The following is a 26,338-nucleotide window of genomic DNA, read 5'->3' as shown; positions in this document are numbered from 1 at the left end:
GGGCGCGCAACAATCGACAGGCCGGGAAACCTCATGCGTCCTTGCGCCTTTCTCGGCTGGGCGCCTCAACCCGACAACGGACTGCGTATGGACCTGATCGAGCGGCGCCTCGCCGAACCTGCGTGCCGCAAAGCGCCAGTCGGCTTGCCGTGGATTCAGGTCGCTCAGGGCGCGCCCTACTTCGTCGACGAGACCGGCGCTGACTTCACGCCCATCGGCCAGAACGACGCCATCAGTTGGGTGGAGCTGGAAGGCCTGTTTCGCCGCCGCGACCTGGCGGCGGTCGAGCGCCACCTCGTCTGGTTGCGTGATCACGGCGTCACCGTGCTGCGCCTGATGATGGAGTATGCGCAGGTCCGCACCCGCTACTTCGAGCGGCCGGCGGGCCGCTTCAACCCCACTCTGGTTCAGCTGTGGGACGACCTCTTCGCCATGTGCGAGCGGGTGGGCCTACGCATCCTGCTCACGCCCTTCGACACCTTCTGGACCTGGCTCCACTGGCGCCACCACCCCTACAACGCGGCGAACGGCGGGCCGCTCGACCATCCCTCTCGCCTGCTCCTGTGCGGAGCCACGCGGGAGCTGATCAAGGCCCGCCTGCGGTTCGCAGCCGCCCGCTGGGGCGGCTCCGGCGCGCTGTTCGCCTGGGACCTGTGGAACGAGATCCATCCCGCTCAGGCGCAGGACAGCGCCGACAACTTCAACGACTTCATCGCCGATCTAAGCGCCGCGGTGCGGGAGGAGGAGTTGCGCCGCTTCGGCCGCTCGCATCCGCAGACCGTCTCCCTGTTCGGGCCCGAGCTGACTCTCAAGCCCCACCTGGACTTGGCCGGGCCGATCTACCGCCACCCGGACCTCGATTTCGCGAACCTGCACATCTACGCGACGGGGACCATCGACGATCCCAAGAACACCGTCGCGCCCCCCGTGGCCATGGGACGGATTATCCGCGGCGCCTTGACGGAGATCCAGGACAGCCGGCCGTTCTTCGACAGCGAGCATGGCCCGATCCACACCTTCAAGGACCGCAAGCGCACCCTGCCGGAGCCGTTCGATGACGAGTACTTCCGGCATCTGCAATGGGCGCATCTGGCCAGCGGCGGGGCAGGGGGCGGTATGCGCTGGCCCAACCGCCATCCGCACGTCCTCACGCCCGGCATGCGCCGGGCCCAGGCCAGCCTGTCCCGCTTCACCCCGCTGATCGACTGGAGCCGTTTCCGACGCCGCAATCTCAACCAGGAGATCGTCACCACCCATACCGGGCTCGAGACCTTCGGGTGCGGGGACGACCGGCAGGCCTTGGTCTGGCTGCTGCGACGCGGGCCGCTGGCCGACGGGCAGTTGGACGCCCACGCGCCGCCTATCCAGACGATGGTCCGCGTGCCGGGCCTCGCCGCCCGCGCCTATGAGGTCACGGCCTGGAACACCGCCGAGGGCCGAACGGAAGGAAGTTGGCGGCTGGAAGCGGGGCGAGGCGCGCTGATGATCCCGACGCCGCCCTTTGTCGCCGATCTTGCGTTGGCGGTCCGGCCGGCGGCTTAGGCCGCCCGCTGCGCCCGCATCCGGCGCTTCAGGCGGCGACGCCCACGAACGCCCACGCGGACGCGCTTGGGCAGCACCAGGCGCTCGACGCGCAGGTACTGCTGCCACACCACCAGCACGACCTCCGGCTCACGCCGCATCAGGCGACGGATCGGGAAGATCATCTTGGGGTGCGCCTTCTGCATCTTCACGAACTGGCGCTTCGCCCCGTAGGAGTTGCGCAGCACGATGGCCGCGCCCACCACGGTGAAGGGCACGCCGAGCGGACCTGGAAGCGGCGCGATCAGAATGCCGATCAGGATCAGCAGGCCGCCCAGGCCAAGCAGCGCATATCGGATGATCCGCGCGAGGAGCTCGCGAGCGGCTTCATCTGAGGCGCGGGGCACGCGCAAAGAGGGCATGGCGAAAGACACGGCGACCTGCGGACACGCGGCGTCCGAACATAGGGGAGGATCGGACCTGCGCCGCGCTTAGCTTGATATGCGAACCCGCCGCCGGATCGTAAAGGGAACAACCCGTTAAATTTCGGTCAGGTCGAGCTATTCCGCTGCCAATGGCGCCGGCGCCACACCCGTGGGTTCCGGGCGCCACGTCAGCTTCGGCTTCCGCGCCGCCTGGGTCTCGTCAAGCCGCCGCAGCGGGGCGAGGAAAGGCGCCCCCTTGAACCGCTCCACGTCGCCCGCCTTGGCCGCTTCGGCGAGGCCCAGCAGGGCGTGAACGAACCGGTCCAGCTCCTGCTTGGACTCCGTCTCGGTCGGCTCGATCAGCATGGCGCCGTGGACGACCAGCGGGAAGTACATGGTCATCGGGTGGAAGCCCTCGTCGATCATCGCCTTGGCGAAGTCGAGCGTGGTGATCCCTGTGCCTTCCAGCCAGCTGTCGTCGAACAGCGCCTCGTGCATGCAGGGCCCTTCCGGGAACGCGGGGCTCATGGCCACCGACAGGCGCGCCTTGAGGTAGTTGGCGTTCAGCACCGCATCCTCGGCCACCTGCCGCAGGCCGTCGGCCCCATGGCTGCGCATGTAGGCGTAGGCCCGCACGAACATGCCCATCTGGCCGTGGAAGGCGCTCATCCGGCCGAAGGCCTGGGCCGCCTCGCCGGCGGTCTCCTCCTCCAGGCGCAGGCCTTCGCCGTCATGCACCACCCAGGGCGCGGGCGCGAAGGCCGCCAGGGCCTGCGACAGCACCACCGGACCGGCGCCCGGCCCGCCGCCGCCGTGCGGCGTGGAGAAGGTCTTGTGCAGGTTGATGTGCATCGCATCGACGCCCAGATCGCCGGGGCGCACCCGCCCGACGATGGCGTTGAAGTTGGCCCCGTCGCAGTAGAAGTAGGCGCCCGCCTCGTGGGTCAGGCGGCTGATCTCCAGGATGTCGCGCTCGAACAGGCCGCAGGTGTTCGGATTGGTGACCATGATCGCGGCCACGTCGTCCGACAGCTTGGCCGCAAGGTCCGACAGGTCCACGCGCCCGTCGTCCGTCTGGGCGATCTCCGTCACCGAATAGCCGACGAAGGCCGCTGTGGCGGGGTTGGTGCCGTGCGCCGAGGTCGGCACCAGCACCCGCCGGCGATGGCCCTGGCCCGCCGCCTCGTGCGCCGCCTTGATGGCCAGCAGGCCGCACAGCTCGCCGTGGGCGCCGGCTTTCGGCGTCAGCGCCACCGCCGGCATGCCGGTCAGGGTCTTCAACCAGTGCGCCAGCCGGTCCATCAGCTCCAGCGCGCCCTGCGTGGTCGAGGTCGGCTGCAGCGGGTGCAGGTCCGCAAAGCCCGGCAGCCGGGCCATCTTCTCGTTCAAGCGCGGGTTGTGCTTCATGGTGCACGAGCCCAGCGGATAGAGCGCCAGGTCGATGGCGTGGTTCTTCTGGCTCAGGCGCACGTAGTGGCGCACGGCCTCCGGCTCCGAGAGGCCGGGCAGGCGCAGGTCGTCCCGCACCAGGCCACCCAAGTCGCTCTCGTCGAACCCCGGCGTCTCGTCGAGGTCGACGCCGGTCTTCTCCCAGCCGCCCACTTCAAAGAGCAAGCCCTCGTCCTGCAGCAGCGCGCGGCCGCCGCTCAGGGAGGCGTGGCCGGTGCTCTCGCCGGCGGTGTCGGGACGGGTGGGGCGGCCCACGTTCAGCATGCTCATCGGGCGAGCTTCCGGGAAAGGGCGGCCGCCAGGGCCGCGATGTCTTGAGAGGTGTTGGTTTCGGTGGCGCAGACCAGCAGGACGTCGTCCATGCCGCCGGCGGGATCCAACCGGCTGAACGGCACGCCGGCCAGAATGCCTTCGGCGGCCAGCTCGTCGGCCAGCTGCGCGGCCGGCACGGACGTCTTGATCGCCAGCTCGTTGAAGAAGCGGGGCGTCAGAACTTCCACCCCCGCCACGCCGGCCAGCGCATCGCGCAGCTCCCGCGCCCGGCTGTGGTTCACCCGCGCTAGCTGGCTCAGCCCCGCCCCGCCCAGCAGGGACAGGTGGATCGAAAACGCCAGGGCGCACAGCCCGGAGTTGGTGCAGATGTTGGACGTCGCCTTCTCGCGGCGGATGTGCTGCTCGCGCGTCGACAGGGTCAGGACGTAGCCGCGCCGGCCCTCGGCATCCACCGTCTCGCCGCACAGCCGCCCTGGCATCTGCCGCACCAGCTTCTCGCGGCAGGCGAACAGCCCGACGTAGGGCCCGCCGAAGTTCAGCGCGTTGCCGATAGACTGGCCCTCGGCCACCGCGATGTCCGCGCCCATGGCGCCCGGCGACTTCATCAGGCCGTAGGACACCGCCTCCGTCGTCACCACGATCAGCAGGGCGCCGGCCGCATGCGCCGCCTCGGCGATCTTGGAGACGTCCGTGACCACGCCGAACACGTTGGGCGTCTGGACCACCACGCAGGCGGTCTCGGCGTCGATCGCCTCGATCACCGCCGCTTCCGCATCCACCGCGGCCGGCAGGCGGACGATCTCCATCCCTTCCGCATGGGCGATGGTCTGGGTGGTGGAGGCGTAGTGCGGGTGCAGCCCGCCCGACAGCACCGCCTTCTCCCGCCGCGTGACCCGCTGGGCCATCATCACCGCCTCGGCGGTGGCGGTGGAGCCGTCGTACATCGAGGCGTTGGCGACATCGAGGCCGGTCAGCGCCGCCACCTGCGTCTGGAACTCGAAGAGGACCTGCAGCGTGCCCTGCGCGATCTCCGGCTGGTAGGGCGTGTAGCTGGTCAGGAATTCCGAGCGCTGGATGATGTGGTCCACCGTCGCCGGCACGTGGTGCTTGTAGGCCCCTGCGCCCAGGAAGAACGGCCCGGCTCCCGCGGCTCGGTTCTTCGCCGACAGGGCCGACAGCTCCCGCTCCACCTCCAGCTCGCCGGCGTGCAGCGGCAGGTCGAACAGGTCGGCCGGGCGCGCCGCCTCGGGCACGTCGCGGAACAGATCGTCGATGGTGGCGGCGCCGATCACGCCCAGCATCTCGGCGCGATCGTCAGGGGTCAGGGGCAGGTAGCGCATGGGGAACTCACCTATCCGCTCACACCCGCGCAGGCGGGCATGCGCAGTGTTTTGGGACTACAGCGTGGCGAGGAAAGCGTCGTAGGCGGCGCGGTCCATCAGCTTGTCCACCTCGGCCGGGTTCGACACCCGCACCTTGGCGAACCAGCCGCCGGCTTCCGGCCCCGAATTCACCGTTTCCGGCGCGCCGGACAGGGCCTCGTTGGCCTCCACCACTTCGCCGCTCACCGGCGAATAGACGTCCGAGGCGGCCTTGACGCTTTCGACCACCGCAAAGGCGTCGCCGGCGGTCAGGGTCTTGCCGACCTCTGGCACCTCGACGAACACCACGTCGCCCAGCTGCTCGGCGGCATAGGCGGTGATGCCGACGGTCGCGACGTCGCCGTCCAGCTCGACCCACTCGTGTTCCTTGGTGAAGCGCATGGGAGTGTCTCTCTCGCGTTTGACTTAGAGCTTCCGCACGTAGCGGTGGGCGACGAAGGGCGTTTCCACGACCGTGGCCGCCTGGGCCTTCCCCCGGACCAGGACCTTCAGCTTGGTCCCCACTTCCGAGTGCAGCGGCGGCACGAAGGCCAGGGCGATGTTCTGGCGCAGGGTGGGGGAGTGGCCGCCGGAGGTGATCTTGCCGATCACCGTCCCGTCCTCGTCCGCCATCTCGGCCCCTTCGCGGGCCGGCGCGCCGTCCACCTTCAGGCCCACGCGCTTGCGCATAGGGCCCATGGTCATCTCTTTCAGGATCCGCTCGGCGCCCGGGAAGTCGCCCGCCTCGCGCCGGCGCTTGGACAGGGCGAAGGCAAGGTCTCCCTCGATGGGGCTCACCGTCTCGTCCAGGTCATGGCCATACAGCGGCAGGCCCGCTTCCAGGCGCAAGGAGTCCCGCGCGCCTAGGCCGATCGGCTTGACCCGCTCGTCGGCCAGCAAGGTGTTCCAAACGCTCACCGCCGCGAACGCCGGCACGGAGATCTCATAGCCGTCCTCGCCCGTGTAGCCGGAGCGCGAGACCAGCAGGTCGACGCCGAACCCCTGCAGGGCCCGGGCCTCCATGAACACCATGGTGGCGACTTCCGGCACGTGCTGCTTCAGCACCGCCACAGCTTCCGGACCTTGCAGCGCCAGCAGCGCCCGGTCCTCCAGCCGCTCCACCTCGGCCACGCCCGCCAGCCGCTCGGCGATCAGGGCGTAGTCGTTTTCCTTGCAGGCGCCGTTGACCACCACGAACAGCCCGTCCTCGTCCGGACGCGCCGCCATCAAGTCGTCGATGATCCCGCCGTTCTCGTTCAGCAGCAGGGAATACCGCTGCTTGCCGGCTTTCAGCCCCTTGAAGTCGCCGGGCGTGAGGGTCTCGAAGGCCCCGAACGGATCGGCCCCGCGGATGCGCGCCTGGCCCATGTGGGAGACGTCGAACAGCCCCGCATGCTCGCGGCACCACAGGTGCTCCTTCAGCACCCCCTCGGCGTACTGCACCGGCATGGAATAGCCCGCGAACGGCACCATCCGCGCGCCCAGCGCCACATGCGCCTCCGACAGCGGCGTTGTCTTCAGGACCTTGTCGGCAGGGATCTCGGACGTGGGGAGGTCGGAGACGGGAGGCTGGGACATGGACGGCGGACTCCGGGCGATGATGCGGCGTAGCGCCGGAACGCACGTCCCGACGTTTCGCGCCCCCGCTGTCCTTCAGGCCTGAGAGATTTCGGTCCCGCCGATAGCTGGCGGTCCTCTGCTCCTTCGGCGGGCGCTTAACCGTCGCCGGTTGCGCCGCTTTCCAGCGTTCATCAGCCCGTCGCGGTCCTTTTGCCTGAGCGTTTCCGGGGCGGTTGCGCCTTCGGCTCCGGATCGAGTCCGGTCTCTCCCGCGAGAGTTGGGAGTCCTACTGCGGGAGGTGGTGGGGGGAGTCAAGCGGCGGCCGCTGTCGCAGCAGAGCCGCTTCGCGCCTTGAGCGTCTCATGGGCGTTCGCTCGACTGTTTCGTATTTATCGAGCGTCGAGCCGTCTTTCGCGCCAAAAGCATCGTCGCGCGAAGCTTAGGCGGATGCGTTCGATAACATAGATCAGTCATCGCGCCGCGAAGTGCGGCCCGAGCCAAACAATCATATGCGGGTAAACTTGGCGCAGCAGGAACGTCTCTTCTTACTGCTGCATTCTGCCTGCCCTACGCACCGCGTCGGTGATCAAGGGCAGCAGGAGTAAACAGTGGCGGAGGTTGTGGCGTTCGGTGGCGGCGGCAACGAGCGGCGGGAAATCCAGGAGCGACCGTCCAGGCGCCTTGAGCTGTGGGGCGGCTACGAGTGCACGGTGAACCGGGTCCGCGACGCCTGGTTCGACCAGACGCCCCGCAGCGGGCATGAGCACCGGATCTCCGACCTCCAACTGTTCGCCGATCTCGGCATGACGGCGCTGCGCTATCCGGCCCTGTGGGAGCGCATCTCCCCGCAGGACCCTGGGACCTTCGACTTCCGCTGGACCGACGAGCGCCTGCCGCGGGTGCGCGAGCTCGGCATGGAGCCGATCCTCACCCTCTGCCACCACGGCAGCGGACCGCACTACACCAGCCTGATCCAGGACTCCTTCGCACCGGGCCTGGCGCGCCATGCCCGGGCGGTGGCCGAGCGCTACCCGTGGGTCCGCGACTGGACGCCGGTGAACGAGCCCCTGACCACCGCGCGGTTCAGCGCCCTTTACGGCTACTGGTATCCGCACACCCAGACGGAAGATGCGTTCTGGACCGCGCTGCTCAACGAGATCGACGCCACCCGTCTCTCCATGCGCGAGATCCGCAAGATCAATCCCCAGGCGCGCCTCATTCAGACCGACGATCTGGGCTTCTGCCACGCCACCGAACCCCTGGCCCAGGAGGCGGAGTACCAGAACCAGCGGCGCTGGATCGGCTGGGACCTGCTTTGCGGAATGGTGACGCCCGACCACCCTCTTTGGGAGCGGATCGCTTCTCATGGGCTGGGAGATCGCCTGCGGGTCATCGCAGACGACCCGTGTCCGCCTGACGTCATCGGCGTGAACCATTACCTGGCCAGCGAGCGGCTGCTCGACCACCGCCTTGAACTCCACCTCAACCGGGCCGTTGCGGACCGCGAGCTCGGCCAATGCAACGGCGTGCCCTACGTCGACGTGGACGCCATCCGAAACCGGGAGGAGGGGGTCCTCGGGCTTCCCGCCCTGCTGCGTCAGGCGGCGGAGCGCTACGGACGAACCGTGGCCGTTACCGAGTGCCACAACGGCGCGACCCGCGAAGAGCAGGTGCGCTGGTTCGTGGAGGTCTGGGACGGCGCCCAGGCGCTGCGCGACCAAGGCTTCGACATCTGCGCCGTGACGGCCTGGTCCCTGCTTGGCTCTCACGACTGGAACCGCATGGTCACCCGCTTCGTCGGCCACTACGAGGTCGGCGTCTATGACGTCCGGACGGGCGAGCCACGCCCCACCATGCTCGCCCCGGTCCTGGAGGATCTGGCCAACGGCCGGCGACCCTCCGCCATCGCTCTGGAACAGCCCGGCTGGTGGCGGCGGACCAGCCGGCTGGTCAACGCTCAGCCCTCCGGCCGCCCCGAGTTCGACATGGGCCGAAACCCGCACCTCCAGGGCGCGTCCCCCCTGCTGATCGTCGGCGCGGGAAGCGTCCTCACTCAGCTGATCCAAAGGGCCTGCGAGGTGCGCGGGCTGCCCTACCGCCGGCTGCACCGCGCTCCCGACGCCGCCGCCCTGGCCCGGCTGACGCCCTGGGCGGTCGTCGACGGCCGCGACTGGGCCGGCATCTGCCAGCAGGAAGGGGCGAGCTCCCGCCGCCAGACCCGTTGGCCCGGCCCCAGCTTCGCCCCGCCCGAGGCCCTGGTGGAAGCCTGCGGTCTCCAGGGCGTGCCCTGCGCCGTCTTCAGTGCGCCCGAAGGCTTCGAGGAAGTCGACGAACGCCTCCTGACGCTTGGCGCCGGCGCCCTGCTGATCGCCCGTGCGGACGGCGTCTTCGCTCCCTGGGATCGTTCCCGCTTCGCGGTCAAGGCGCTCGACCTGCTGGAGCTTGGCCGCACTGTCGAGGCCTGCGCCGACAGCCACTGGGATGAGACCTATGGCCCCGATCTGGTGGACGCGGTGCTCGACCTTCTGATGGACGGGGTGGTCGGCTTCCAGACCTTCGCCCCGTCGGAGCCCTGGTCCGTCGCCGAGTTCGTCAGGCGGCTGGCTGAGACCGCCGAGTGCGATCCGGACCTGGTGGTTGGGCGGCGCATGCCGACCCTGCGCCCGGCGCCAGCCCAAGACCATGAGAGCGCCGCCTTCCAGCTGCTTCCGCCGGGCGAGACCACGCTGGAGCGCTTTGTGCGGGAAAGCCGCCTGGCCCGGCGCGAGGGCGCTCAGGCCGTCTCGCGGCGCGAGGACGAGCCCCACCTGGAGCCCGCAGCGCCGCTGGCGGGCTGACCGGCGGACCTAACAAAGGTCGCCCTCAGGAACGTCGCCGGCCCCTCCGGTTGGTCCAGCGTCGCATCCATCCTGCGTCGCTCCAGCCGGTCGCCGGAGAGCCTCATGGCGACGTCTTCGCCCGTCACAACCGCGCGCCGAAGCCCTTCCCTGAAGAGCCGCACCCGCGCGATCACCGGGACCATGCTGGCCCTGATCCTGGCAAGCTGCCGTCCCCAGCTTGCGCAGCAGCAAGCCGCGCCGCCGGCCGCGGCCGCGGCCGCGGGCGAGGCTGCCCGCCTCGCAAAGGGCGACCCGCGCCAGCCGCCCGCGCTGTACAAGATCGTCAAGGTGCAGACGCCGGCCCTCAGGGCCCCGGCGCCCTGGGATGCAGGCGTTCAGCTGCGTTTCGCCGCCCACAATTTCGTCGCGGTGATCGCGCCCGATGGTCGGGTGGTTCGTGAGTTGCATGGCATTGCAAGGGGACCGAGAGGCGAGCCCCTGGCCGGGCTTGGCGGCGTGCGCCCATTCGCCCGGGAATACATCTGGGGCGAAAGCTACGACCATCGCACCGGCTTCTACGACGAGACCTACCCCCAGGCCGTCCTGTTCACCGGCAGCGCCGCCGCCGTGGACGCCCGCCTCACCGCGGCCGCCGACCTGCAACGCACCGTGAACCGCCGGGCCATCCGCTACGCCTGGCCCGCCACGTCCAGCGCGAACAGCAACGCCTATTACACCACTCTGCTGGCGGCCATGGGCTTGGCCGACGTCCGCGCCGACCACCAGCTCTGGGCGCCTTCCGCTGGGCGCCTTCTGGTCACGTCACGCGCGCTGCAAAGGACGTGGCTCTGAGGCGGTCGAAACTCAGAGGCTGAGTCGGACAGGACGGCGGACTCTCCAGACGTCCGCCGTCCATCACCGCTTGCCGCCTACCTGAACCGTCGTTGGTAGCTGATCGACCACTGGTCCGCCCGCAGCGGCCCGTCGAACTCGTGGCGCGTCCAGTCGAGCCGCACCCCGTCCTTGTCCGTCAGCCGGTACTCGCCGCCGACCCCGTAGTTCCAGCTCTCGTCGCTGGTCGTGTAGGAGTAGGTCTGGCCGTTCTGGTTGCCGCCACGCTTCATCTCTGTGCGCCCGTATCCAGCTCGGCCAAACAGATCGATCTTACCCGTCACCGGGACAACGCCGACCACATAGGCCGCCAGCTGGTTGTCGATCTTGTTCGTGATGCTCATGGGCGGCACAGTGGGGACGTCGAAGGTCTCCTTGTTCAGCCCGATCGCGCCTTCACCCTCGAGGGCGAGAAAGCGGTTCGCCTTCCACCCAACCCGTCCCTGGACGGCTCCCAATTCTTCCGGGAAGAATCCGAAATCCGACTGCGCATACCCGATCGAGCCGTAGATCTGCGCGCCCGCAACCTCCGGAACCACGACACACGTCGCAGCCGCCAGCACCAAACTCAGCTTAAGCATCCAGCATTCTCCACCCAGGGGTGCGCACTGCGTCGCCTGAAATCTGGCCGAGAATGTGGCGTGGGTTTGAAGGTGTTCTGAACGGCGCCATGGCGTGCTTCGTCCGCTGAGCATTGCCGGATGCACGACGCCGGGCAGCATCCAGCGGTTGAACGTCGCGCCCCATGGACGCAGTACGCGTGCGCGTGCGACATGGCGCAACAAGCGGCGCGGCGGGAAGCGGCCGCATTTCGGAGGCTGCGATGCCGACCCCCATGCAGACCGTTACCACCTCGGCCGACTACCGGGTGTCCGCCACCGAGCAACTGATCTTCGTCAACCAACCGGCGTTCCTGCTGAACCAGTTGGCCCCTGGCGGCGGAGTGGCCCATCCTGCCGTGCACCTCACGATTTCGGGCGAGGTGCAAGCCCTTATGACCTCCGTCCAGGCGGCCGGAGCCATGGGGATCAATGGGATCAACGTCAGTAACACCTTCGACGCCGGCCCCACGGTGACCATCGAACGAGGCGGCCTGCTAAAGGTGACCGCGACCGGCGGCGGGGCGATCGCCTACGCTGGTGGCGGCCAAGGGGCTGCAACCCTGAACAACGCTGGCGCAGTGATCGTCCAGGCGGACGACAAGGCGGTAGGCCTAAACAACCTTTCCGCCAGGGGCGTGCTGATCAACAGCGGTCAGGTCAGTGTTATCTCCACCGGTTCCGACGCCATCGGCCTTGAGACGTACGGCTATCGGGTGCAAGCGCTCAACAGCGGCGAGATCACAGTCTTCGGTCACGATCGGGCAACCGGAGTATGGATCGCCGACTCGCAGGGGGTTTTCCGCAACACAGGCGTAATTGTCGCGCGAGACGACAATCCGGTGCGCGACAGCGTTGGCGTCCTCTGGAACGTCGGGCCAACGACAAGCTCGCAAGGCGAGTTCGTCAATGAGGGGACGATCGAGGGTGACCGATCACTGCAGGTCGAGATCTCATTCGGCTCCGCCGCGGACAACGTTATCGTCAACAAAGGTCGCCTGATCGGGACGGTGTTCATGGGCGGCGGAGCCGCCGAGACCCTTGTCAACAACGGGGTTATCGACGGCGCCGTCCGCTTCTTCGGCGGCGGCAGCATCTACGACGGCCGCGCAGGCACGGTGCTCGGGGAAGTCGTGGCCAGCGACAACAACGGCGGTGGCCTGTTGCTGGGTGGTAGCGGGGGAGAGACCCTTAGCGGCGGATACTCTAATGACACCATCTCGGGCGGCGGGGGTGATGACCTGATCGCCGGCGGCCGTGGCGACGATCGTCTGGACGGCGGCGCCGGAGTGAACACCTTGAGCTTCGCGCGCGCCTTGGAGCCAGTCCGCGTAGACCTCGCGGCCCAGACAGCGAGCGACGGAGGGACCAAGACCCTCGCCAACTTCCAGATCGTACTCGGCGGGCGCTACGCCGACACTTTGATCGGCGGCGTTGGCGATGACACCCTGATGGGCGGAGACGGCGCCGACGTGTTGACGGACATCGCCGGTTCCAACCGCCTCTGGGGCGAGGCTGGCGACGACAGCCTCGCGGGCGGCGTTGGCTTCGACAACATGAACGGCAACACCGGGAACGACACTCTGCACGCCGGGGACGGCGAGGACTGGGTGAGCGGGGGCAAGGACCAGGACCTGCTCTACGGGGACGCGGCGTTCGACATTGTCCTCGGGAACCTCGGCGATGACACCTGCGACGGCGGCGCTGGCGCCGATTGGGTGCGCGGCGGCCAAGGTGACGACATCGTTCGAGGCGGCGCGGGCGATGACCTACTGTGGGGAGATCGCGGCGCTGACACCCTCACCGGGGGGACAGGTGCAGACGTCTTCAACACCTTCGTAGGAGCGGGTCTGGATCGCGTAACCGACTTCAGCTTCGCCGAAGGAGACCGTGTTCACATTGAAGCGGGCGCGTCCTACAGCGTCCGGCAGGTCGGCGTCGACACCGTGGTCGACCTTGGTGGCGGCGACCAGCTCATCCTGGAGCGGGTCGATGCCGCTAGCCTTCCGGCAGGCTTCATCGTCTGATTTGCCAACCCAGCTTGGCCCTTTGAGGGGCCGCTGTGCGCGTGTTTCGCGCGGGGCTAGGAAATCAACATGCCCGTTTCCGGTGGCTTCGGAGCACCGCGACCTTGAAGAGGGCCGCCGGTGGCGCTGGTCCGTGACAGTCTCAACGGAACTCATCGAGGTTCAGGCTTGCGCTGTGCGGTCGCCACCTTGGACTGCAGGCAAGCCCGTAGCGTCCATTTAGAATGATGCGGAATGCGATCGTGCGTCGCCCCTCGCAACGGCCGGACCAATCCCTCTCGACGCGAGCGTGCCTCAGGCCCTCATGCGCGAGCCGCCGCTGGATCGACGCGATGCGTGTGCTGTCCAAGCCGTAGTCGAACCAGAGCAGAGATCCAGCCAAGACCAACCCAGGAAAAGCCACTGCTAGGAGACTCGCCCAAGTTCGCCCTCCTGCCTTGCGCAAGGCCGGCGTTGGGGCTGAGCCACGCTTGCTGGTGCTCATCTGATTTCCTCAGCCTCAGGTGGACCGCACCTGAAGGTTGCGACTAAGCTTCGCCACAGGGCAGGGGCGAGGTGTATCATGCAACAGCGTTGGGTGTTGACGGTCATCATCGGGGCGTGGCTGTTCGCAACCGTGCTTTCCGGCGGGGGCAGCGTTCTCCGTGACGAATGCGTCAACGGGGTCTGCGTAGTCCAGGCGAGGACATCACTAGCGAGCGTGCTGATCGCTGCTGGTCTTCTGGCTTTCGTACTGACCTATCGCCGCAAGCCGGTGGAAGCCCTCCCGGGCGCAGGTCCCGTTCGGCTAAGGACGCGGATTTTCGCCCTGGTTCTAGACATGCTGGCGGCGGGGGCGATCACGGTGCCGCTCGGTGCGCTGCCGATGCTCGCCTACGCAGCAGCAACGTCGGGTGAGTTTCTTTGGGCTGTGCAGAGTAATCGTGCCACGGCCGTCGATCACCTCTTTGCAAGCACCTTGGTGCTCGCAACCATGGTTGGGATGGGCGTCTACTTCTTCCTGCCCGTGATCCGCGGCGCTCAGACGCCAGGACAGTACGTAGCGGGCTACCGGATCGCGTCCGTCGGCGGTTCAGCGCCGAAGTGGCCTGCAGTCATTGTCACCGCACTCCTCGGACTGTTGCTTTGGCCAGTGTCAGTGGTGCTTGCCTTAGGCCGGGAAGACCGGGAGTTCTGGTGGAACCGTCGCCAAGGGCTGCAGGCCGTTCCGGTAGTTGCTTCCGTCGAACCCTCGACGATCCCTGCCGCCTAAAGGCTCTAGTCCGCCTCCGCCCACAAACACCGCCCATCCTCCCAAGCCCCGCCGTAGCGCACGCAGGTCTCCGCGTCTTTGGGCGGCGCGGTGCGGACCCAGGCGATCACCGTCGCCACGCACAGGACGAGCAGGATGACCGCGATCTTCAGGCCTGGGCTCATAAGGCCACGCTACGAAGCGCCGCGATGCCGGGCAACGCGCGCCGGCGCCGCAGCCAACTGCGCCGTGGTGCTGGTCTCAAAGCTCGGCCGTCGCTAAGACGCGGGCCGTGCTGCCAGATCTTTCCGTTTCGGCCCTGATGGACGCCCTCGCGGGCTCGCCCCTGCCGACCACCTTCGTGGATCGGGACGGCGTCTATCGCTTCGTCAACCGCGCCTACGAGCGGTGGTTCGGCCAGAGCTGGGACGAGGTGGTCGGCAGGACCATGGAAGAGGTGCTCGGGGCCAATGCGGCCTCCTCGGTCGAGTTCTACAAGGAAGCGGCCCTGAACGGCGCCACCGTGGAGTTCGAGTCCAGCTTGCCGTACCGCACCCGCGGCGTGCGGCGGATGAAGGTGGTCTACGCCGCGGCCCGGAACGCCGACGGCGGGGTGCCGGGCTTCTTCGCCTTCCTGGAGGACGTCACCGCCCGCTATGACGCGGAGGCCGCCGTGGCCTCGGCCCTGGACGGCATGGCGGACGGCTATTTCGCCCTCGACCATCAGCACCGCGTCACCTTCATCAACAGCGCCGCCGCCCGGCTGATGGGCAAGCCGCGCGACCAGTTGCTCGAGCGGCCCCTGGACGAAGTGTTTCCCGGCGCCATGAGCGGCAGGATCGGCGCGCTGATCAAGCAGGTGATCCACACCGGCAACCCCGAACGCAAGGTGCTGCCGTCCTCCATCCGGCCGGGCCGGATCTTCTCCGTCGACGCCATCCCCCTGATGACCGGCGGCGCCGGCGTGGTTCTGCAGGACGTCACCGAAAAGGTGCAGAGGGATGCCGACCTCGCCCTGGCTCGCGCCCGGTTCGAAGCGGCGACCCGGGCGACTCTCGGCGTGATCTACGAATGGGATCGCCACACAGGCGAGGTTTGGCGGTCCGGCGCCCTGGAGCAGCTGTTCGGCGTGCCGGCCGAAGACGCAGCCCCGACCGTTGCGTGGTGGACCGAGCGCATGCATCCCGACGATGTGCTGGACCCCGGGGTCTACCTGGCCAGCATCGAAGACATCGCGGAGCGGCGCTATCGGGTGCGGCACGCCGATGGCTCCTGGCGCTGGGTGCTCGATCGCTCCGCCCCCATCCGCGGCGAGGACGGCCAGGTCACCCGCGTCGTGGGCACGGTGTTCCTGAAGGATGGCGCGGACGGGGCCGAGGCTGCGGACCTCTGACCGGGGCGAAGACTCGCCATCGCTGATTTCCTGTGCGGCCCCGCTGGAACGAGCTTCCGGCGCCTTTTGTTGAGGGGCGAACCCGGCGCCGGGCCGGGTGCTCGGAGATCAGCAACATGAACGCAAACATCGTATCGGCCGTGTTCGACGACCGTCGGGAAGCGGAGCGCGCAGTTACCGACCTCCGGTCGGCGGGCGTGCGCCAGGAGGCGATCTCTTTCATCGCCCGTGACGAGGACGGTCACGCCCACCAAACGGATGCCGACGGCCACGAAAGCACGGGTGAAAAGGCGGCCAGCATCGCCTCCAAGGCGGCCCTGGGCTCCGGCGTCGGCGCCGCCTTGGGCGTCGCGGCCCTGGCCATTCCGGGCGTCGGCCCGCTGGTGGCGGCTGGCGCCATCGCCGAGGCGGCGATCGGCGGCGCGGCCCTGACCGGCACCGCGGTTGGCGCGGCGGCGGGCGGCCTGACGGGCCTGCTGTCCAAGCACGGGGTCAGCGACGACGACGCCCGCTACTACGAGGACCGGGTCAACCAAGGCGGCGTGTTCGTCTCGGTGAACGCCGACCAGGCGGGCGTGGCGCCCGACGCGGCTTCGGACATCCTTTACCGCGCCGGCGGGCACTCCTCCGCCCGCTCCAAGATGATCTAAGGGCGCAAAGCCTCGCGAGATCTGGCCCGTCGACGTCCTCGTCGGCGGGCCTTTTGCGTTCTGGCGCGGCTAGTCCTTGAGCTGGCCCGGCGCGTGGGCTTCCGGGTCGTGCAGCACATCCTGGCGGTAGAGCATGGTGACGGCCGTGTAGAGCACCAGCGCCAGCGGGGTGGCGAACAGCACGCCCAGGGGGCCGAACAGCGAGCCCAGGCCCACCACCGCAAAGACGCCCAGCACCACGGGAAGGGCGGCGACGTTCTTCTGCACCAGGGGCGTGATCAGGTTGGCCTCCAGCTGCGAGACACCGACGTAGAGCGCCAGGGTCAGCAGCACCGTGTGGCCGCCCACCGTGGCCGCCACCAGCAGGCCGGGAACGGCGGACAGGATCGGCCCCACGATCGGCACGAACTGCGCAAGGCCGGTGAGCAGGCCTAGCACCCCGGCCGACGGCACGCCGATCGCCCAAAGCCCCAGGCCCGTGAGCACGCCCACCGTGGCCATGGACACCATCTGCGCCCGCAGCCAGCCCTGCAGGGCCCTCCCGCAGGCGTCCATCACCTCCCGCAGGCGCGGGCGTGCGGCGAGGGGGACGATCGACAGGGCGCCGTCCCGCGACTGCCCGGGGCGGATCGCCAGGAACACGCCGGCCACCGCCACCAGCGTGAGCGTTGTGAAGCCGCCAAGCACGCCGGTCACGAACCTTTGGGCGAACAGCAGGGCCCGGCCGGCCTGGCCCACCAGGGCGTTGGTCACGTCCACCAGTCGGTCGCCCACCGGCGAGGCCTGCAGGCGGGCCAGCACCACTTCCCAGGCGGCGGGCAGGCGCTCGGCCAGCTGCGAGGCCTGGGCGCCGATCCGCTGGCCGAACAGGACGCTGACGCCGGCGATGGCGATCACGATCAGCAGCACCGCCAGGAACACCGCCAGCCCGTCCGGCATCCGGGTGCGCCGCACCAGCGGGTCGGCGATGGATCTCAGGGTCACCGCCACCACCACCGAGCCGAAGATCAGCATCCAGAGGTTGGACAGCCGGATCGCCAGCTGGGCTGCGAAGTAGACGCCCACCAGGGCCGCGGCGGCGAACAGGATCCGGACGATCTCGTCCCGGCTGAGGCCCTTCATGGCTGGCGCGCCGCCGTCATGCGTCTGTGTTCCAGGCTTGCTGTGGAGCTGGCGATCTTCGCAGGCTTCGCCGCCCCGGGCCAGTCGCCCGCAAGAACCGTTAGGGTGATAATTTCCAAACGTTAGTTCAGCGGCAAGGATGCCGCGCGCAGGATCGCTCACGACTGCAATCCGACCCGGTGATCGCCGTGCCCCAGGACTCTTCCGTCAAGATCGCGCCCGCCCGTGTGGAGCTTGCCCAAAGCGCGCTTGCGCAGATGCAGGGCGACCTGCGCGAAGCCCTCGTCCGTGACGTCGCCAAGCTCGAGGCCAAGCGGGCCGAGGTCGCCGCCGTCGGCATCAGCCCCGACACCGTCGGCCAGCTCTACATGCGCGCCCACGACCTCAAGAGCCTGGGCGCCACCTGCGGCTTTCCCGCCGTTTCCATCGTCGCCGAGTCCCTGTGCCTGGTGATCGACGACGAGGACTACGAGTTCGAGCGTCAGGTCGGCCTGATCGACGACCACATCGACGCCATCAAAGCGCTGCTGGCCAACGACGCCCGCGACGCCGCCCATCCCCTGGCCGCCCGCCTCCTCGAGGACCTGCGCCGGGACGTCGAGTACCGCTAAGCCCCGGATCGCGTCTCGCGAGCGCGCTGACGGGAAACGCAACCGCGGCGGAGTCCCGCGCCTGCGGTGTTCCCGTTATGTTCTCGGCATGAGGAGCGCCAAGCCCGAACCCGCCATGCGGCCGCTGCACACCGGCGCGGACACCCCGCTGGGAGCCTTCCAGCGCTATCCCGGCTGCCGGGTTCTGCTCAGCTGCGCGGCCTGCGCCTGGTCCAAGTCCTACCGGCCCGAGCCGATGATCGAGCGCCTGCGCAAGCTGCGGGCCGGCGGCTACGAGACCACCCTGGCCGACGCCGCCCGCCGGGTGGCCTGGAACTGCCCCCGCTGCCAGCGGATGCGCTGGCGCTTCGAGTTCGCCCTGCCCGAGGGGCTCGACGAGCGCGAGATGCGGCGGCTGGCCAATCAGTACCGGAACTGAGGCGGCACGCCGCGCTCGCCCTGCGCACGTCTTTCGGCTAAACGGCGCGCATGATCGCGTTCTGGGTCGTTGCGGGCGTGCTGACCGCCGCCGCCGCCGGCCTCATCCTCGCCAGGGCCGCCGGAGCCGCCCGCCAAGGAGCGGCGCAGGACCCGACTCCCGTCGTCTACCGCCGCCAGCTGGCCGAGATCGACGAGCTCGCCGACCGCGGCCTTCTGGCCGAGAACGAGCGCAAGAGCGCCCACGCCGAAGCCGCCCGCCGCCTGCTGGCCGCCGCCGAGAAGCCGGGCGAGGCCTGGGACGCCGGCTCCGCCTCCCGCCGCCCGGTGCTGATCGCCGCCCTTTTGGCGCCCGCCGCCGCCCTGGCCCTTTATTTCGCCGTCGGCGCCCCCGGCCTGCCGGACCAGCCCTTCGCCAAGCGCCTGTCGCAGTGGACTGAGGCCGACCCGCGCACCCTGGCCCCGCCCGAACTCGCCGCCGTGCTCCAGCGCGTCACCCGCGAGCGGCCGGATCCGGAAGGCTTCCGCTACCTGGCCATTGTCGAGGGCGCCGCCCAGAACCCGGCCGGCGCCGTGCGCGCCATGCGCCGCGCCGTCGACCTCGCGCCCCAGCGCGCCGACCTTTGGGAGATGCTGGGCGAGGCCCTGGTGTTTGAAGGCGGCGGCGAGGTCACCCCGCAGGCCCGCCAGGCCTTCGCTGAAGCCCTGAAGCGCGACCCCGCCTCCGTCGCCGCCCGCTTCCACCTGGCCCGCGTCGAGGTGGTGTCCGGCGACCGCGCGGCCGGCGTCGCCGCCTGGCGCGCCCTGCTGGCCGACCTGCCAGCCGACGATCCCCGCCGCGAAGCGCTGCAGGGCGCCATCGCCGAAGCGCAAGGCGCGCCCGCCGCCCCGGCCATCGGAGGCGACCAACTCGCCGCCGTCCAGGGCATGGTCGAGGGCCTGGCCCAGCGGCTGCGCGACAATCCTGGCGACGAGGACGACTGGATCCGCCTGGTCCGCTCCTATGCGGTGCTCGGCGACGCCAAGCGGCGGGACGATGCTTTGACCCAGGCCAAGGCGCGTTTCTCCGGACGCCGCGATGTGGTGGAGCGCCTTGAGGCTGCGGCGCGTACGGAGCCGATGAAGAGATGAGCTGGCTGCCCAAATCCCGAAAGGCGCGTCGTCGCCTGACCCTGATCGCCGCGATCGCGCCCGTTCTGGCCATCGCCGTCGGCCTGACCCTGTGGGGCCTGCGGGACTCGATCTCGTTCTTCTACACCCCGTCCCAGGCCGACGCGGCCCAGCCGCCGGCCGGCCGCTCTATCCAGCTGGGCGGCCTGGTGGCCCCCGGCTCGGTGATCAAGCACTCGGACGGCCGCGTGGAGTTCACGGTCCAGGACCAGAAGGCCGCCGACAAGGTGGTCTTCCAGGGCGACCTGCCCGATCTGTTCCGCGAAGGGCAGGGCATCGTCGCCGTCGGCTCCTTCCGCGATGACGGCGTCTTCCACGCCAAGCAGGTGCTGGCCAAGCACGACGAGCGCTACATGCCCCGCGAGGTGCAGGACGCGCTCAAGGAACAGGGCGAGTGGTACGGCGAAGGCGCCAAGCCGCATGAGGCCGCCCCGGCGACCCGGACGGACGCTTCCGCCACATGATCACTGAAATCGGGGCGTTCGCGCTCCTCCTGGCCCTGGCGTTCTCGCTGGCCCAGCTCGTGCTTTCGGCCGCTGGCCGCATCCGCAGGTCGACCGTGCTGGCTGCGGCCGGCGAAGGCGCGGCCCTGGCCGCCTTTATCGGCAACCTCCTGGCGTTCGCCGCTCTGATGCACGCCTTCATCACGTCCGACTTCTCGGTGTCGAACGTCGCCAACAACTCGCACAGCGAAAAGCCGCTGCTCTACCGGATCGCCGGAACCTGGGGCAGCCACGAAGGCTCCATGCTGCTGTGGTGCCTGGCCCTGACCGGCTTCGGCGCGGCCGCCGCCATCCTCGGGCGCACCCTGCCGCGCGGCCTCAAGGCCGTGATGGTCGCAACCCAGGGCGGCCTGGGCGTGGTGTTCCTGGCCTACACCGTGTTCGCTTCCAACCCCTTCGCCCGCTTGACCGCCGTTCCGGTGGAGGGCCGCTCGCTCAACCCGCTGCTGCAGGACCCGGCGCTCGCCGTCCACCCGCCCTTCCTCTACGCGGGCTATGTCGGCATGTCGGTGGTCTTCTCCCTGGCGGTCGCCGCCTTGGTGGAAGGCCGCGTGGACGCCGCCTGGGCCCGCTGGGTGCGGCCCTGGACCCTGGCCGCCTGGGCCGCGCTCACCGTCGGCATCACCCTGGGCTCCTTCTGGGCTTACTACGAGCTCGGCTGGGGCGGCTGGTGGTTCTGGGATCCGGTCGAGAACGCCTCCTTCATGCCCTGGCTCATTGGCGCGGCCCTGCTCCATTCCGCCATCGTGACGGAAAAGCGGGGCGCCCTGTCCGGCTGGACCGTGTTCCTGGCCCTGGCCGCCTTCAGCTTCTCCATGCTGGGCGCCTTCCTGGTGCGCTCGGGCGTGCTGACGTCGGTGCACGCCTTTGCGGTGGACCCGACCCGCGGCGTGTTGCTGCTGATCATCCTGGGGGTCACCGCAGGCCTGGGCTTCGCCCTGTTCGCCTGGCGCGCCCCGACCTTGAGCCAGGGCGGCCTGTTCGCCCCGATCAGCCGCGAGAGCGCCCTGGTGCTCAACAACATCCTGCTGGCCGCCGCCACCGCCACGGTGCTGCTGGGCACCCTGTTTCCGCTGATCCGGGAAGCGGCCACGGGCGAGGCGATCTCCGTCGGCCCGCCCTACTTCAACCTGACCTTCACGCCCCTGATGGCCGCCCTGCTGATCCTGGTCCCCGCCGGCCCCCTGCTGGCGTGGAAGCGCGGCGATGCGGCCGGCGTCGCCCAGCGGCTGTGGATCGCCGCCCTGATCGCCATCGGCTGCGGCCTGCTGGCCTTCGCCCTGGTCAGCCCGCGCAAGGCGTTCGGCGCCGCGGGCCTGGCGCTCGGCTTCTGGCTGATCACCGGCTCCCTGGCCGAACTGGTCGAGCGGACGCGCGCCTTCCGGGCGCCGGCGGCTGAGACCTGGCGGCGCCTCACCGGCCTGCCGCGCGGCGCCTGGGGCATGACCCTGGCCCACATCGGCCTCGGCATCTTCGTCCTGGGCGCCTGTTTCGAGACCGGCTGGAAGCAGGAGGCGGCCGAGACCCTGCCCATCGGCGGCAGCCTGGACGTCGGCGCCTATCACCTGGTGCTGGAGACCATCGGCGGCGTCGAAGGCCCCAACTACGAGGCCGAGCGCGGCATCATCCGCGCCACCCGCGACGGCGCCCCCGTCTGCACCGCCACGCCCGAGCGGCGCTTCTATCCGGCCGGCAGCCAGACCACCTCCGAGGTCTACATCTGCTACCAGGGCCTCAGCCACCTCTACATCGTGCTGGGCGAGCGGCGGGACACGGGCCCGCAGCCGGTCTGGCTGGTGCGCGCCTACTGGAATCCCTGGGCCAGCCTGCTGTTCTTCGGCCCCGGCGTCATGGCGCTGGGCGGCCTTGTGTCCCTGTCGGACCGCCGGTTGCGGCTGGGCGTGGCCCGTCGCAAGGTGCAGGCCGCATGAAGCTTCGCGCGCTCTTCGCCGTCCTGGCCGGCGTCCTGTGCATCGCCGCCGCCTCCGACCCGGCGGAGCGTCTGCCCGACCCGCGGCAGGAGGCCCAGGCGCGCCAGATCTTCCAGGATATCCGCTGCCTGGTCTGCCAGAACGAGTCCATCGACGACTCCGACGCCGAGCTCGCCCGCGACCTTCGCCAGATCGTCCGCGAGCAGGTCCGCGCCGGCCGCGACGAAGCCGAGATCAAGCGCTTCCTGATCGATCGCTACGGCGAATTCGTGCTGCTTCGGCCGTCCATGAGCCTTGGCAACATGGCCCTTTGGGCGGGTCCGTTCCTGGTGGTCCTGCTTGGCGCGGCGCTTATGCTTCGACGTCTTCGGAACCGAACCCCGGAACCGGAACTATCGGCTGCAGAGGCCGAGCGCCTGAAGCGGATCGCCAACGACGAGCCGGCGTGACACCTTTGCGCCCAACATCGGTCGTGAAGCTGCGCGGAGGGTGACCTAAACGTAACTTGAGAGGCGTTGCGCTCTCGTGCATCGAACCTAGGTTTGTGAGGCGCGCGCCGGGACTGCCGAAGACGCGCGCACAGGGAAACAGTAAGGCATATGACCTCGAAGAAGACGGGTTACCTCCTGGGCGCCGTGGCCGGCGCGGGCGTCATGGCCGCCGCGGTGGCCGGCGCAGGCATGCGTCTGCCGGCGGCGCACGCCGACCAGCCTCAACTTATCAAGGCGTCCACTGCGCCGATCTTCGCGCCCCCGCCGGGCGCGCCCATGTCGTTCGCCGACATCTTCGACCGCGTCTCGCCCGCGGTGGTGTCGATCAACGTGACCAGCCGGGTCGACAGCGCCGCGCTGCGCATCCCGGGCCTGCCGTTCGACCTCGTGCCGCGCGGCCAGGCTCCCGGCCAGGATGACGAGGACGAGGAAAGCGGTCCCCCGCAAGGCGGCCGGACCCAGCGCGGCCAGCCGCGCCTGCCGACGCAGCAGTCCTCCGGCTCGGGCTTCTTCATCTCCGCCGACGGCTATGTGGTCACCAACAACCACGTCGTCGAGAACGCCGAGACCATCAAGGTCGTGATGAAGGACGAGACGGAGCTCGAGGCCACCGTGGTGGGCCGCGACGAGGCCACCGACATCGCCGTGCTCAAGGTGAAGGGTCGCGGCAGCCCGTTCCCGTTCGTCAACTTCGAGAACTCCGCCAAGCCACGCGTCGGCGACTGGGTGATCGCGGTCGGCAACCCGTTCGGCCTGGGCGGCACCGCCACCGCCGGCATTATCTCGGCCTACGGCCGCGACATCGGCGAGAACTTCGTCGACTACATTCAGATCGACGCGCCCATCAACCGGGGCAACTCGGGCGGCCCGACCTTCGACGTCTACGGCCGGGTGATCGGCGTCAACACGGCGATCTTCTCGCCCACGGGCGGCTCGGTCGGCATCGGCTTCGCCATTCCCGCGGACGTGGCCGACACGGTCTCCAAGCAGCTCATCAGCGGCGGCAAGGTGACCCGCGGCTACATCGGCGCCACGGTCCAAAGCTTCACGTCCGAAATGGCCGAAGCCCAAGGCCTGGGCGAGACCCGTGGCGCGATCATCAGCGACCTCGTGCCGGGCGGCCCGTCCGAACGCGGCGGCCTGCTGCCGGGCGACGTGGTGGTTTCGGTCAACGGCCGCACCATCAAGTCGAACTCCGAGCTGACCCGCGAAGTGGCTAAGGCCCGTCCGGGCGACGTGCTGCGGCTGGAAGTGATCCGCGAGGGTCGCCGTCGCAACGTCGAGATCCGCTCGGGCACCCGTCCGTCGGAGCGCGAGCTGGCCTCGAACGACAACACGCCAGGCGGCCGCAACAACCAGGGTGGGCGCACGCCCAACCAGGCGGCCTCGCCGCCGGTGCTCGGCCTGTCGCTGTCGCCGCTTGATGACGCCAGCCGGCGTCAGCTCAACGTCCCCTCGGACGTGCGCGGCGCGCTGGTCACCTCGGTGGACGACAACTCGGACGCCGGTGAAAAGGGCCTCAAGCGCGGGGACATCATCGTCCGCGCCGGCGATCGGCCGATCACCGGCGCCGCCGACCTCACCGCCGTCGTCACGGCCGCGCGCCAGGCCAATCGGCCCAGCGTGTTGATCGGCGTCTGGCGCCAGGGCCGGACCCTGTTCCTGCCGCTGAAGATCGCCGGCTAAGACCTTTGAAGACCCTCGGGCGAAATCCAGTCCAACTCGGCTGGATTTCGCTCTAGGCTTTGATTTCCCGGGGGGGTGGAATCAATGCGCATTCTGATTGTTGAAGACGACCTGCAGGCGGCGGACGCCATGGACCGTGGCCTGTCTGAACTTGGCCATACCTGCACCAAGGCCGCAGATGGCGAGGAAGGCCTCCAGGCCGCCCGCGCCGGCGAGTTCGACGTGATGATCGTCGACCGCATGATGCCGCGCATGGATGGCGTCACCTTGGTCGAGTCCCTGCGCCGGGAAGGCGACCAGACGCCCGTCCTGTTTCTCTCCGCCCTTGGCGAGGTCGGCGACCGCGTCGCGGGCCTGCAGGCCGGCGGCGACGACTATCTGGTCAAGCCCTACGCCTTCGCCGAACTCAGCGCCCGGGTGGAAGCCCTGTCGCGTCGTCGCGAAACCGGCTCTGTGGCCACCGTCCTGCGGGTCGGCGACCTCGAGATGGACCTGATCGGCCGCACCGTGCACCGCCAGGGCAAGGACATCGACCTGCAGCCGCGCGAATTCCAGCTGCTGGAATTCATGATGCGCCACGCCGGCCAGTCGGTGACCCGCACCATGCTGCTGGAGAAGGTCTGGGAATACCACTTCGACCCCCAGACCAACGTCATCGACGTCCACATCTCCCGCCTGCGCTCCAAGATCGACAAGGGCTTTGACCGCCCCATGCTGCAGACGGTGCGCGGCGCCGGCTACCGGCTCGACGCCTAAGGCGCTCGGGTGCGCCTGCCGCGCATCTTCCGGACGACCCCGTTCCGGCTGACGCTGCTGTTTCTCGCCCTGTTCGCGAGCGCGGCCAGCGCCTTCCTGGCCTACATCTATGTAGCCACCGCGGGGGAGGCGACGCGCCGCACCGACCGCGACATCACCCGCGAGATGATCTCCCTCGCGTCGGTCTACAACCGGGCCGGGGTCGACGCGGTTAACCAGGCGCTGATCGAGCGCGCCGCCAGCGAGCGGCCGTTCCTCTACCTGCTGATGACCCCTGACGGGCGGCGGATTTCCGGATCGATCGAGGAGAGCCCGATCGAGGACTTTGCCGGCAAGCCCGCCTGGACGACCTTCACCATCACCGACGAGGCGCCGAACGGTCGCCTCGTGCGCCACCCCGCCCGCGGCCTGCAGGAGCGGCTGCGCGGCGGCGAAATCCTGTTCGTCGGGGCCGACGTGGGCGAAGACGAGGCCTACGTCATGAAGATCGTCCGCGCGCTCTGGGGTGCGGGCGCCCTCGTGGTGATCCTGGGCCTGGCCGGCGGCGTGCTGGTCAGCCGCAACGTTTCCCGCAGCATGGCCAGCCTCACGGGCGTGGTGGACGCCGTCCGCAACGGCGACCTGGGCGCTCGCGCGCCCGTCCGCGGCACCCGCGACGAGTTCGACGAATTGGCCCTGGGCCTCAACGAGATGCTGGACCGGCTGGAACGCTCCATGGCCGGTCACAAGCATGCCGGCGACGCCATCGCCCACGACCTGCGCTCTCCGCTCACTCGCCTACGGGCCCGTCTGGAAGCGGCCTACCTGGATGTGGAAGCGGGCAAGGGTGATCCGACCCACGCTCTGGCTCAGGCGCTGGAGGACACCGACGGCGTGCTGAAGACATTCGCCGCGGTGCTGTCGATCGCCCGCCTGCAGGCGGCCGGCACGGCGCCCGACCCGGTGCTGTTCGACCCGACCGAGCTGGCCGCCGACATCGCCGAACTCTACGAGCCGCTTTGCGAGGACAAGGGCATCGACTTCGCCGCCGAGCTCGCCAAGGAGCTCACCATCCGGGGCAACCGCGAGTTCATGGCCCAGGCCTTGGCCAACATCCTCGACAACGCCATCAAGTACACGCCGACCGGCGGGGCGATCATGCTGCGGGTCCGCCGCCGCTCGTCGGGCGAGGTGGAGTTCTCGGTCACCGACACCGGGCCGGGCGTGCCGGAAGAGGATCGCGAACGCGTCGTTCACCGCTTCGTCCGCCTGGAGAACAGCCGCAACGAGCCCGGCGCGGGCCTTGGCCTTTCCCTGGTCGCCGCCGTCGCCGAGGCCCACGGCGGCCGCCTCGAACTGGACGAAGGCCCCGGCAAGGTCGGCGAGATGGGTCCAGGCCTGCGCGTCGCACTCATCTTGCCGCGCGTTGCGTAGCCCCAACCACGGCCGTTAGCCCCTCGTTTGCCCCCATGC

The 26,338-nt window shown here is 69.4% G+C and carries 24 protein-coding genes and 1 riboswitch; of the genes, 16 read left to right on the top strand and 8 right to left on the bottom strand.

The window, feature by feature from the left end:
• Positions 1–87: 87 nt before the first annotated feature.
• Positions 88–1,542 carry a glycoside hydrolase 5 family protein gene (locus tag DJ018_RS01780; RefSeq protein WP_165842769.1) on the top strand — a complete coding sequence of 485 codons (1,455 nt, stop codon included), beginning with the start codon at positions 88–90 and terminating at the stop codon, positions 1,540–1,542.
• On the opposite strand, the gene DJ018_RS01775 is transcribed toward DJ018_RS01780, so the two are convergent.
• From DJ018_RS01775 to gcvT, 5 genes are all read right to left on the bottom strand, one after another.
• A complete protein-coding gene (locus DJ018_RS01775) occupies positions 1,539–1,943 on the bottom strand; it encodes a hypothetical protein (RefSeq protein WP_111514623.1) in 405 nt (134 codons plus the stop codon). The genes DJ018_RS01780 and DJ018_RS01775 overlap by 4 nt on opposite strands.
• Before the next feature lie 138 nt (positions 1,944–2,081).
• Complete coding sequence (gcvPB, locus tag DJ018_RS01770) at positions 2,082–3,665, bottom strand: aminomethyl-transferring glycine dehydrogenase subunit GcvPB (RefSeq protein WP_111513083.1); 1,584 nt, start codon at positions 3,663–3,665, stop codon at positions 2,082–2,084.
• Entirely contained in the window at positions 3,662–5,008 is a 1,347-nt protein-coding gene (gcvPA, locus tag DJ018_RS01765; protein ID WP_111513082.1) for an aminomethyl-transferring glycine dehydrogenase subunit GcvPA, read from the bottom strand. Before gcvPA ends, gcvPB begins: the two co-directional genes overlap by 4 nt.
• Before the next feature lie 57 nt (positions 5,009–5,065).
• Entirely contained in the window at positions 5,066–5,431 is a 366-nt protein-coding gene (gene gcvH / locus DJ018_RS01760) for a glycine cleavage system protein GcvH (protein ID WP_111513081.1), read from the bottom strand.
• Positions 5,432–5,455: 24 nt separating this feature from the next.
• Positions 5,456–6,607 carry a glycine cleavage system aminomethyltransferase GcvT gene (gene gcvT, locus DJ018_RS01755; RefSeq protein WP_111513080.1) on the bottom strand — a complete coding sequence of 384 codons (1,152 nt, stop codon included), beginning with the start codon at positions 6,605–6,607 and terminating at the stop codon, positions 5,456–5,458.
• 174 nt (positions 6,608–6,781) lie between these two features.
• Positions 6,782–6,870: riboswitch (glycine riboswitch) on the bottom strand.
• A gap of 327 nt (positions 6,871–7,197) precedes the next feature.
• On the opposite strand from gcvT, the gene DJ018_RS01750 reads away from it, so the two are divergent.
• Positions 7,198–9,426 carry a glycoside hydrolase family 1 protein gene (locus DJ018_RS01750; protein WP_111513079.1) on the top strand — a complete coding sequence of 743 codons (2,229 nt, stop codon included), beginning with the start codon at positions 7,198–7,200 and terminating at the stop codon, positions 9,424–9,426.
• Between the two features lie 105 nt (positions 9,427–9,531).
• Complete coding sequence (locus DJ018_RS01740; protein WP_133254200.1) at positions 9,532–10,260, top strand: hypothetical protein; 729 nt, start codon at positions 9,532–9,534, stop codon at positions 10,258–10,260.
• Between the two features lie 77 nt (positions 10,261–10,337).
• Here the strand turns inward: DJ018_RS01740 and DJ018_RS01735 are convergent, their stop codons facing one another.
• Complete coding sequence (locus tag DJ018_RS01735) at positions 10,338–10,880, bottom strand: porin family protein (protein WP_165842768.1); 543 nt, start codon at positions 10,878–10,880, stop codon at positions 10,338–10,340.
• A gap of 242 nt (positions 10,881–11,122) precedes the next feature.
• Here DJ018_RS01735 and DJ018_RS01730 point away from each other — a divergent pair, with 242 nt between their 5' ends.
• On the top strand, positions 11,123–12,925 hold the full coding sequence (locus DJ018_RS01730; RefSeq protein WP_165842767.1) for a calcium-binding protein: 1,803 nt from the start codon (positions 11,123–11,125) through the stop codon (positions 12,923–12,925).
• Between the two features lie 562 nt (positions 12,926–13,487).
• Positions 13,488–14,177 (top strand): RDD family protein, encoded by a 690-nt coding sequence (locus tag DJ018_RS01725; RefSeq protein WP_111513074.1) that lies wholly within the window; start codon positions 13,488–13,490, stop codon positions 14,175–14,177.
• 5 nt (positions 14,178–14,182) lie between these two features.
• Here the strand turns inward: DJ018_RS01725 and DJ018_RS19075 are convergent, their stop codons facing one another.
• A complete protein-coding gene (locus DJ018_RS19075) occupies positions 14,183–14,341 on the bottom strand; it encodes a hypothetical protein (protein WP_165842766.1) in 159 nt (52 codons plus the stop codon).
• A 107-nt stretch (positions 14,342–14,448) separates the two neighbouring features.
• Here DJ018_RS19075 and DJ018_RS01720 point away from each other — a divergent pair, with 107 nt between their 5' ends.
• Both DJ018_RS01720 and DJ018_RS01715 read left to right on the top strand, forming a co-directional pair.
• Positions 14,449–15,549 (top strand): PAS domain-containing protein, encoded by a 1,101-nt coding sequence (locus DJ018_RS01720; protein WP_111513073.1) that lies wholly within the window; start codon positions 14,449–14,451, stop codon positions 15,547–15,549.
• A 116-nt stretch (positions 15,550–15,665) separates the two neighbouring features.
• Positions 15,666–16,199 (top strand): hypothetical protein, encoded by a 534-nt coding sequence (locus tag DJ018_RS01715; protein WP_111513072.1) that lies wholly within the window; start codon positions 15,666–15,668, stop codon positions 16,197–16,199.
• Between the two features lie 69 nt (positions 16,200–16,268).
• Here DJ018_RS01715 and DJ018_RS01710 read toward each other — a convergent pair whose 3' ends face one another.
• A complete protein-coding gene (locus DJ018_RS01710; protein WP_111513071.1) occupies positions 16,269–17,321 on the bottom strand; it encodes an AI-2E family transporter in 1,053 nt (350 codons plus the stop codon).
• Between the two features lie 188 nt (positions 17,322–17,509).
• Between DJ018_RS01710 and DJ018_RS01705 the strand changes: the two genes are divergently transcribed.
• The 9 genes from DJ018_RS01705 to DJ018_RS01665 all read left to right on the top strand — a co-directional run bounded on the left by DJ018_RS01705 (position 17,510) and on the right by DJ018_RS01665 (position 26,299).
• Positions 17,510–17,932, top strand: coding sequence for an Hpt domain-containing protein (locus tag DJ018_RS01705; protein ID WP_133254199.1), 423 nt, complete (start codon positions 17,510–17,512; stop codon positions 17,930–17,932).
• An 88-nt stretch (positions 17,933–18,020) separates the two neighbouring features.
• Entirely contained in the window at positions 18,021–18,350 is a 330-nt protein-coding gene (locus tag DJ018_RS01700; protein WP_133254198.1) for a hypothetical protein, read from the top strand.
• A gap of 50 nt (positions 18,351–18,400) precedes the next feature.
• On the top strand, positions 18,401–19,480 hold the full coding sequence (ccmI, locus tag DJ018_RS01695; RefSeq protein ID WP_111513068.1) for a c-type cytochrome biogenesis protein CcmI: 1,080 nt from the start codon (positions 18,401–18,403) through the stop codon (positions 19,478–19,480).
• Positions 19,477–19,983 (top strand): cytochrome c maturation protein CcmE, encoded by a 507-nt coding sequence (gene ccmE, locus DJ018_RS01690; RefSeq protein ID WP_111513067.1) that lies wholly within the window; start codon positions 19,477–19,479, stop codon positions 19,981–19,983. Before ccmI ends, ccmE begins: the two co-directional genes overlap by 4 nt.
• Positions 19,980–21,953: a heme lyase CcmF/NrfE family subunit gene (locus DJ018_RS01685; RefSeq protein ID WP_111513066.1), complete on the top strand. Its 1,974-nt coding sequence runs from the start codon at positions 19,980–19,982 to the stop codon at positions 21,951–21,953. The genes ccmE and DJ018_RS01685 overlap by 4 nt, the downstream gene beginning before the upstream one ends.
• Positions 21,950–22,402 (top strand): cytochrome c-type biogenesis protein, encoded by a 453-nt coding sequence (locus tag DJ018_RS01680; protein ID WP_111513065.1) that lies wholly within the window; start codon positions 21,950–21,952, stop codon positions 22,400–22,402. Before DJ018_RS01685 ends, DJ018_RS01680 begins: the two co-directional genes overlap by 4 nt.
• 150 nt (positions 22,403–22,552) lie before the next feature.
• Complete coding sequence (locus DJ018_RS01675; protein WP_111513064.1) at positions 22,553–24,130, top strand: Do family serine endopeptidase; 1,578 nt, start codon at positions 22,553–22,555, stop codon at positions 24,128–24,130.
• An 84-nt stretch (positions 24,131–24,214) separates the two neighbouring features.
• Positions 24,215–24,886: a response regulator transcription factor gene (locus tag DJ018_RS01670; protein WP_111513063.1), complete on the top strand. Its 672-nt coding sequence runs from the start codon at positions 24,215–24,217 to the stop codon at positions 24,884–24,886.
• A 9-nt stretch (positions 24,887–24,895) separates the two neighbouring features.
• Positions 24,896–26,299 (top strand): sensor histidine kinase, encoded by a 1,404-nt coding sequence (locus DJ018_RS01665; protein ID WP_111513062.1) that lies wholly within the window; start codon positions 24,896–24,898, stop codon positions 26,297–26,299.
• Positions 26,300–26,338: the final 39 nt, after the last annotated feature.

This window comes from Phenylobacterium deserti (assembly GCF_003254705.1).
GTDB lineage: Bacteria > Pseudomonadota > Alphaproteobacteria > Caulobacterales > Caulobacteraceae > Phenylobacterium > Phenylobacterium deserti.
Note: the sequence above shows the minus strand (reverse complement) of the source record. Positions and strands in the feature narration are given on the sequence as shown.

What these genes read in the sequence shown, in the direction of transcription:
- DJ018_RS01780 (WP_165842769.1), top strand. Translation starts at nt 88, where the DNA reads ATGGACCTGATCGAGCGGCGCCTCGCCGAACCTGCGTGCCGCAAAGCG.
- DJ018_RS01735 (WP_165842768.1), bottom strand. Translation starts at nt 10,880, where the DNA reads ATGCTTAAGCTGAGTTTGGTGCTGGCGGCTGCGACGTGTGTCGTGGTT.
- gcvPB (WP_111513083.1), bottom strand. Translation starts at nt 3,665, where the DNA reads ATGAGCATGCTGAACGTGGGCCGCCCCACCCGTCCCGACACCGCCGGC.
- DJ018_RS01710 (WP_111513071.1), bottom strand. Translation starts at nt 17,321, where the DNA reads ATGAAGGGCCTCAGCCGGGACGAGATCGTCCGGATCCTGTTCGCCGCC.
- DJ018_RS01685 (WP_111513066.1), top strand. Translation starts at nt 19,980, where the DNA reads ATGATCACTGAAATCGGGGCGTTCGCGCTCCTCCTGGCCCTGGCGTTC.
- DJ018_RS01730 (WP_165842767.1), top strand. Translation starts at nt 11,123, where the DNA reads ATGCCGACCCCCATGCAGACCGTTACCACCTCGGCCGACTACCGGGTG.
- DJ018_RS01675 (WP_111513064.1), top strand. Translation starts at nt 22,553, where the DNA reads ATGACCTCGAAGAAGACGGGTTACCTCCTGGGCGCCGTGGCCGGCGCG.
- DJ018_RS01680 (WP_111513065.1), top strand. Translation starts at nt 21,950, where the DNA reads ATGAAGCTTCGCGCGCTCTTCGCCGTCCTGGCCGGCGTCCTGTGCATC.
- DJ018_RS01670 (WP_111513063.1), top strand. Translation starts at nt 24,215, where the DNA reads ATGCGCATTCTGATTGTTGAAGACGACCTGCAGGCGGCGGACGCCATG.
- DJ018_RS01715 (WP_111513072.1), top strand. Translation starts at nt 15,666, where the DNA reads ATGAACGCAAACATCGTATCGGCCGTGTTCGACGACCGTCGGGAAGCG.
- DJ018_RS01700 (WP_133254198.1), top strand. Translation starts at nt 18,021, where the DNA reads ATGAGGAGCGCCAAGCCCGAACCCGCCATGCGGCCGCTGCACACCGGC.
- DJ018_RS19075 (WP_165842766.1), bottom strand. Translation starts at nt 14,341, where the DNA reads ATGAGCCCAGGCCTGAAGATCGCGGTCATCCTGCTCGTCCTGTGCGTG.
- ccmE (WP_111513067.1), top strand. Translation starts at nt 19,477, where the DNA reads ATGAGCTGGCTGCCCAAATCCCGAAAGGCGCGTCGTCGCCTGACCCTG.
- DJ018_RS01725 (WP_111513074.1), top strand. Translation starts at nt 13,488, where the DNA reads ATGCAACAGCGTTGGGTGTTGACGGTCATCATCGGGGCGTGGCTGTTC.
- gcvH (WP_111513081.1), bottom strand. Translation starts at nt 5,431, where the DNA reads ATGCGCTTCACCAAGGAACACGAGTGGGTCGAGCTGGACGGCGACGTC.
- ccmI (WP_111513068.1), top strand. Translation starts at nt 18,401, where the DNA reads ATGATCGCGTTCTGGGTCGTTGCGGGCGTGCTGACCGCCGCCGCCGCC.
- gcvPA (WP_111513082.1), bottom strand. Translation starts at nt 5,008, where the DNA reads ATGCGCTACCTGCCCCTGACCCCTGACGATCGCGCCGAGATGCTGGGC.
- gcvT (WP_111513080.1), bottom strand. Translation starts at nt 6,607, where the DNA reads ATGTCCCAGCCTCCCGTCTCCGACCTCCCCACGTCCGAGATCCCTGCC.
- DJ018_RS01740 (WP_133254200.1), top strand. Translation starts at nt 9,532, where the DNA reads ATGGCGACGTCTTCGCCCGTCACAACCGCGCGCCGAAGCCCTTCCCTG.
- DJ018_RS01775 (WP_111514623.1), bottom strand. Translation starts at nt 1,943, where the DNA reads ATGCCCTCTTTGCGCGTGCCCCGCGCCTCAGATGAAGCCGCTCGCGAG.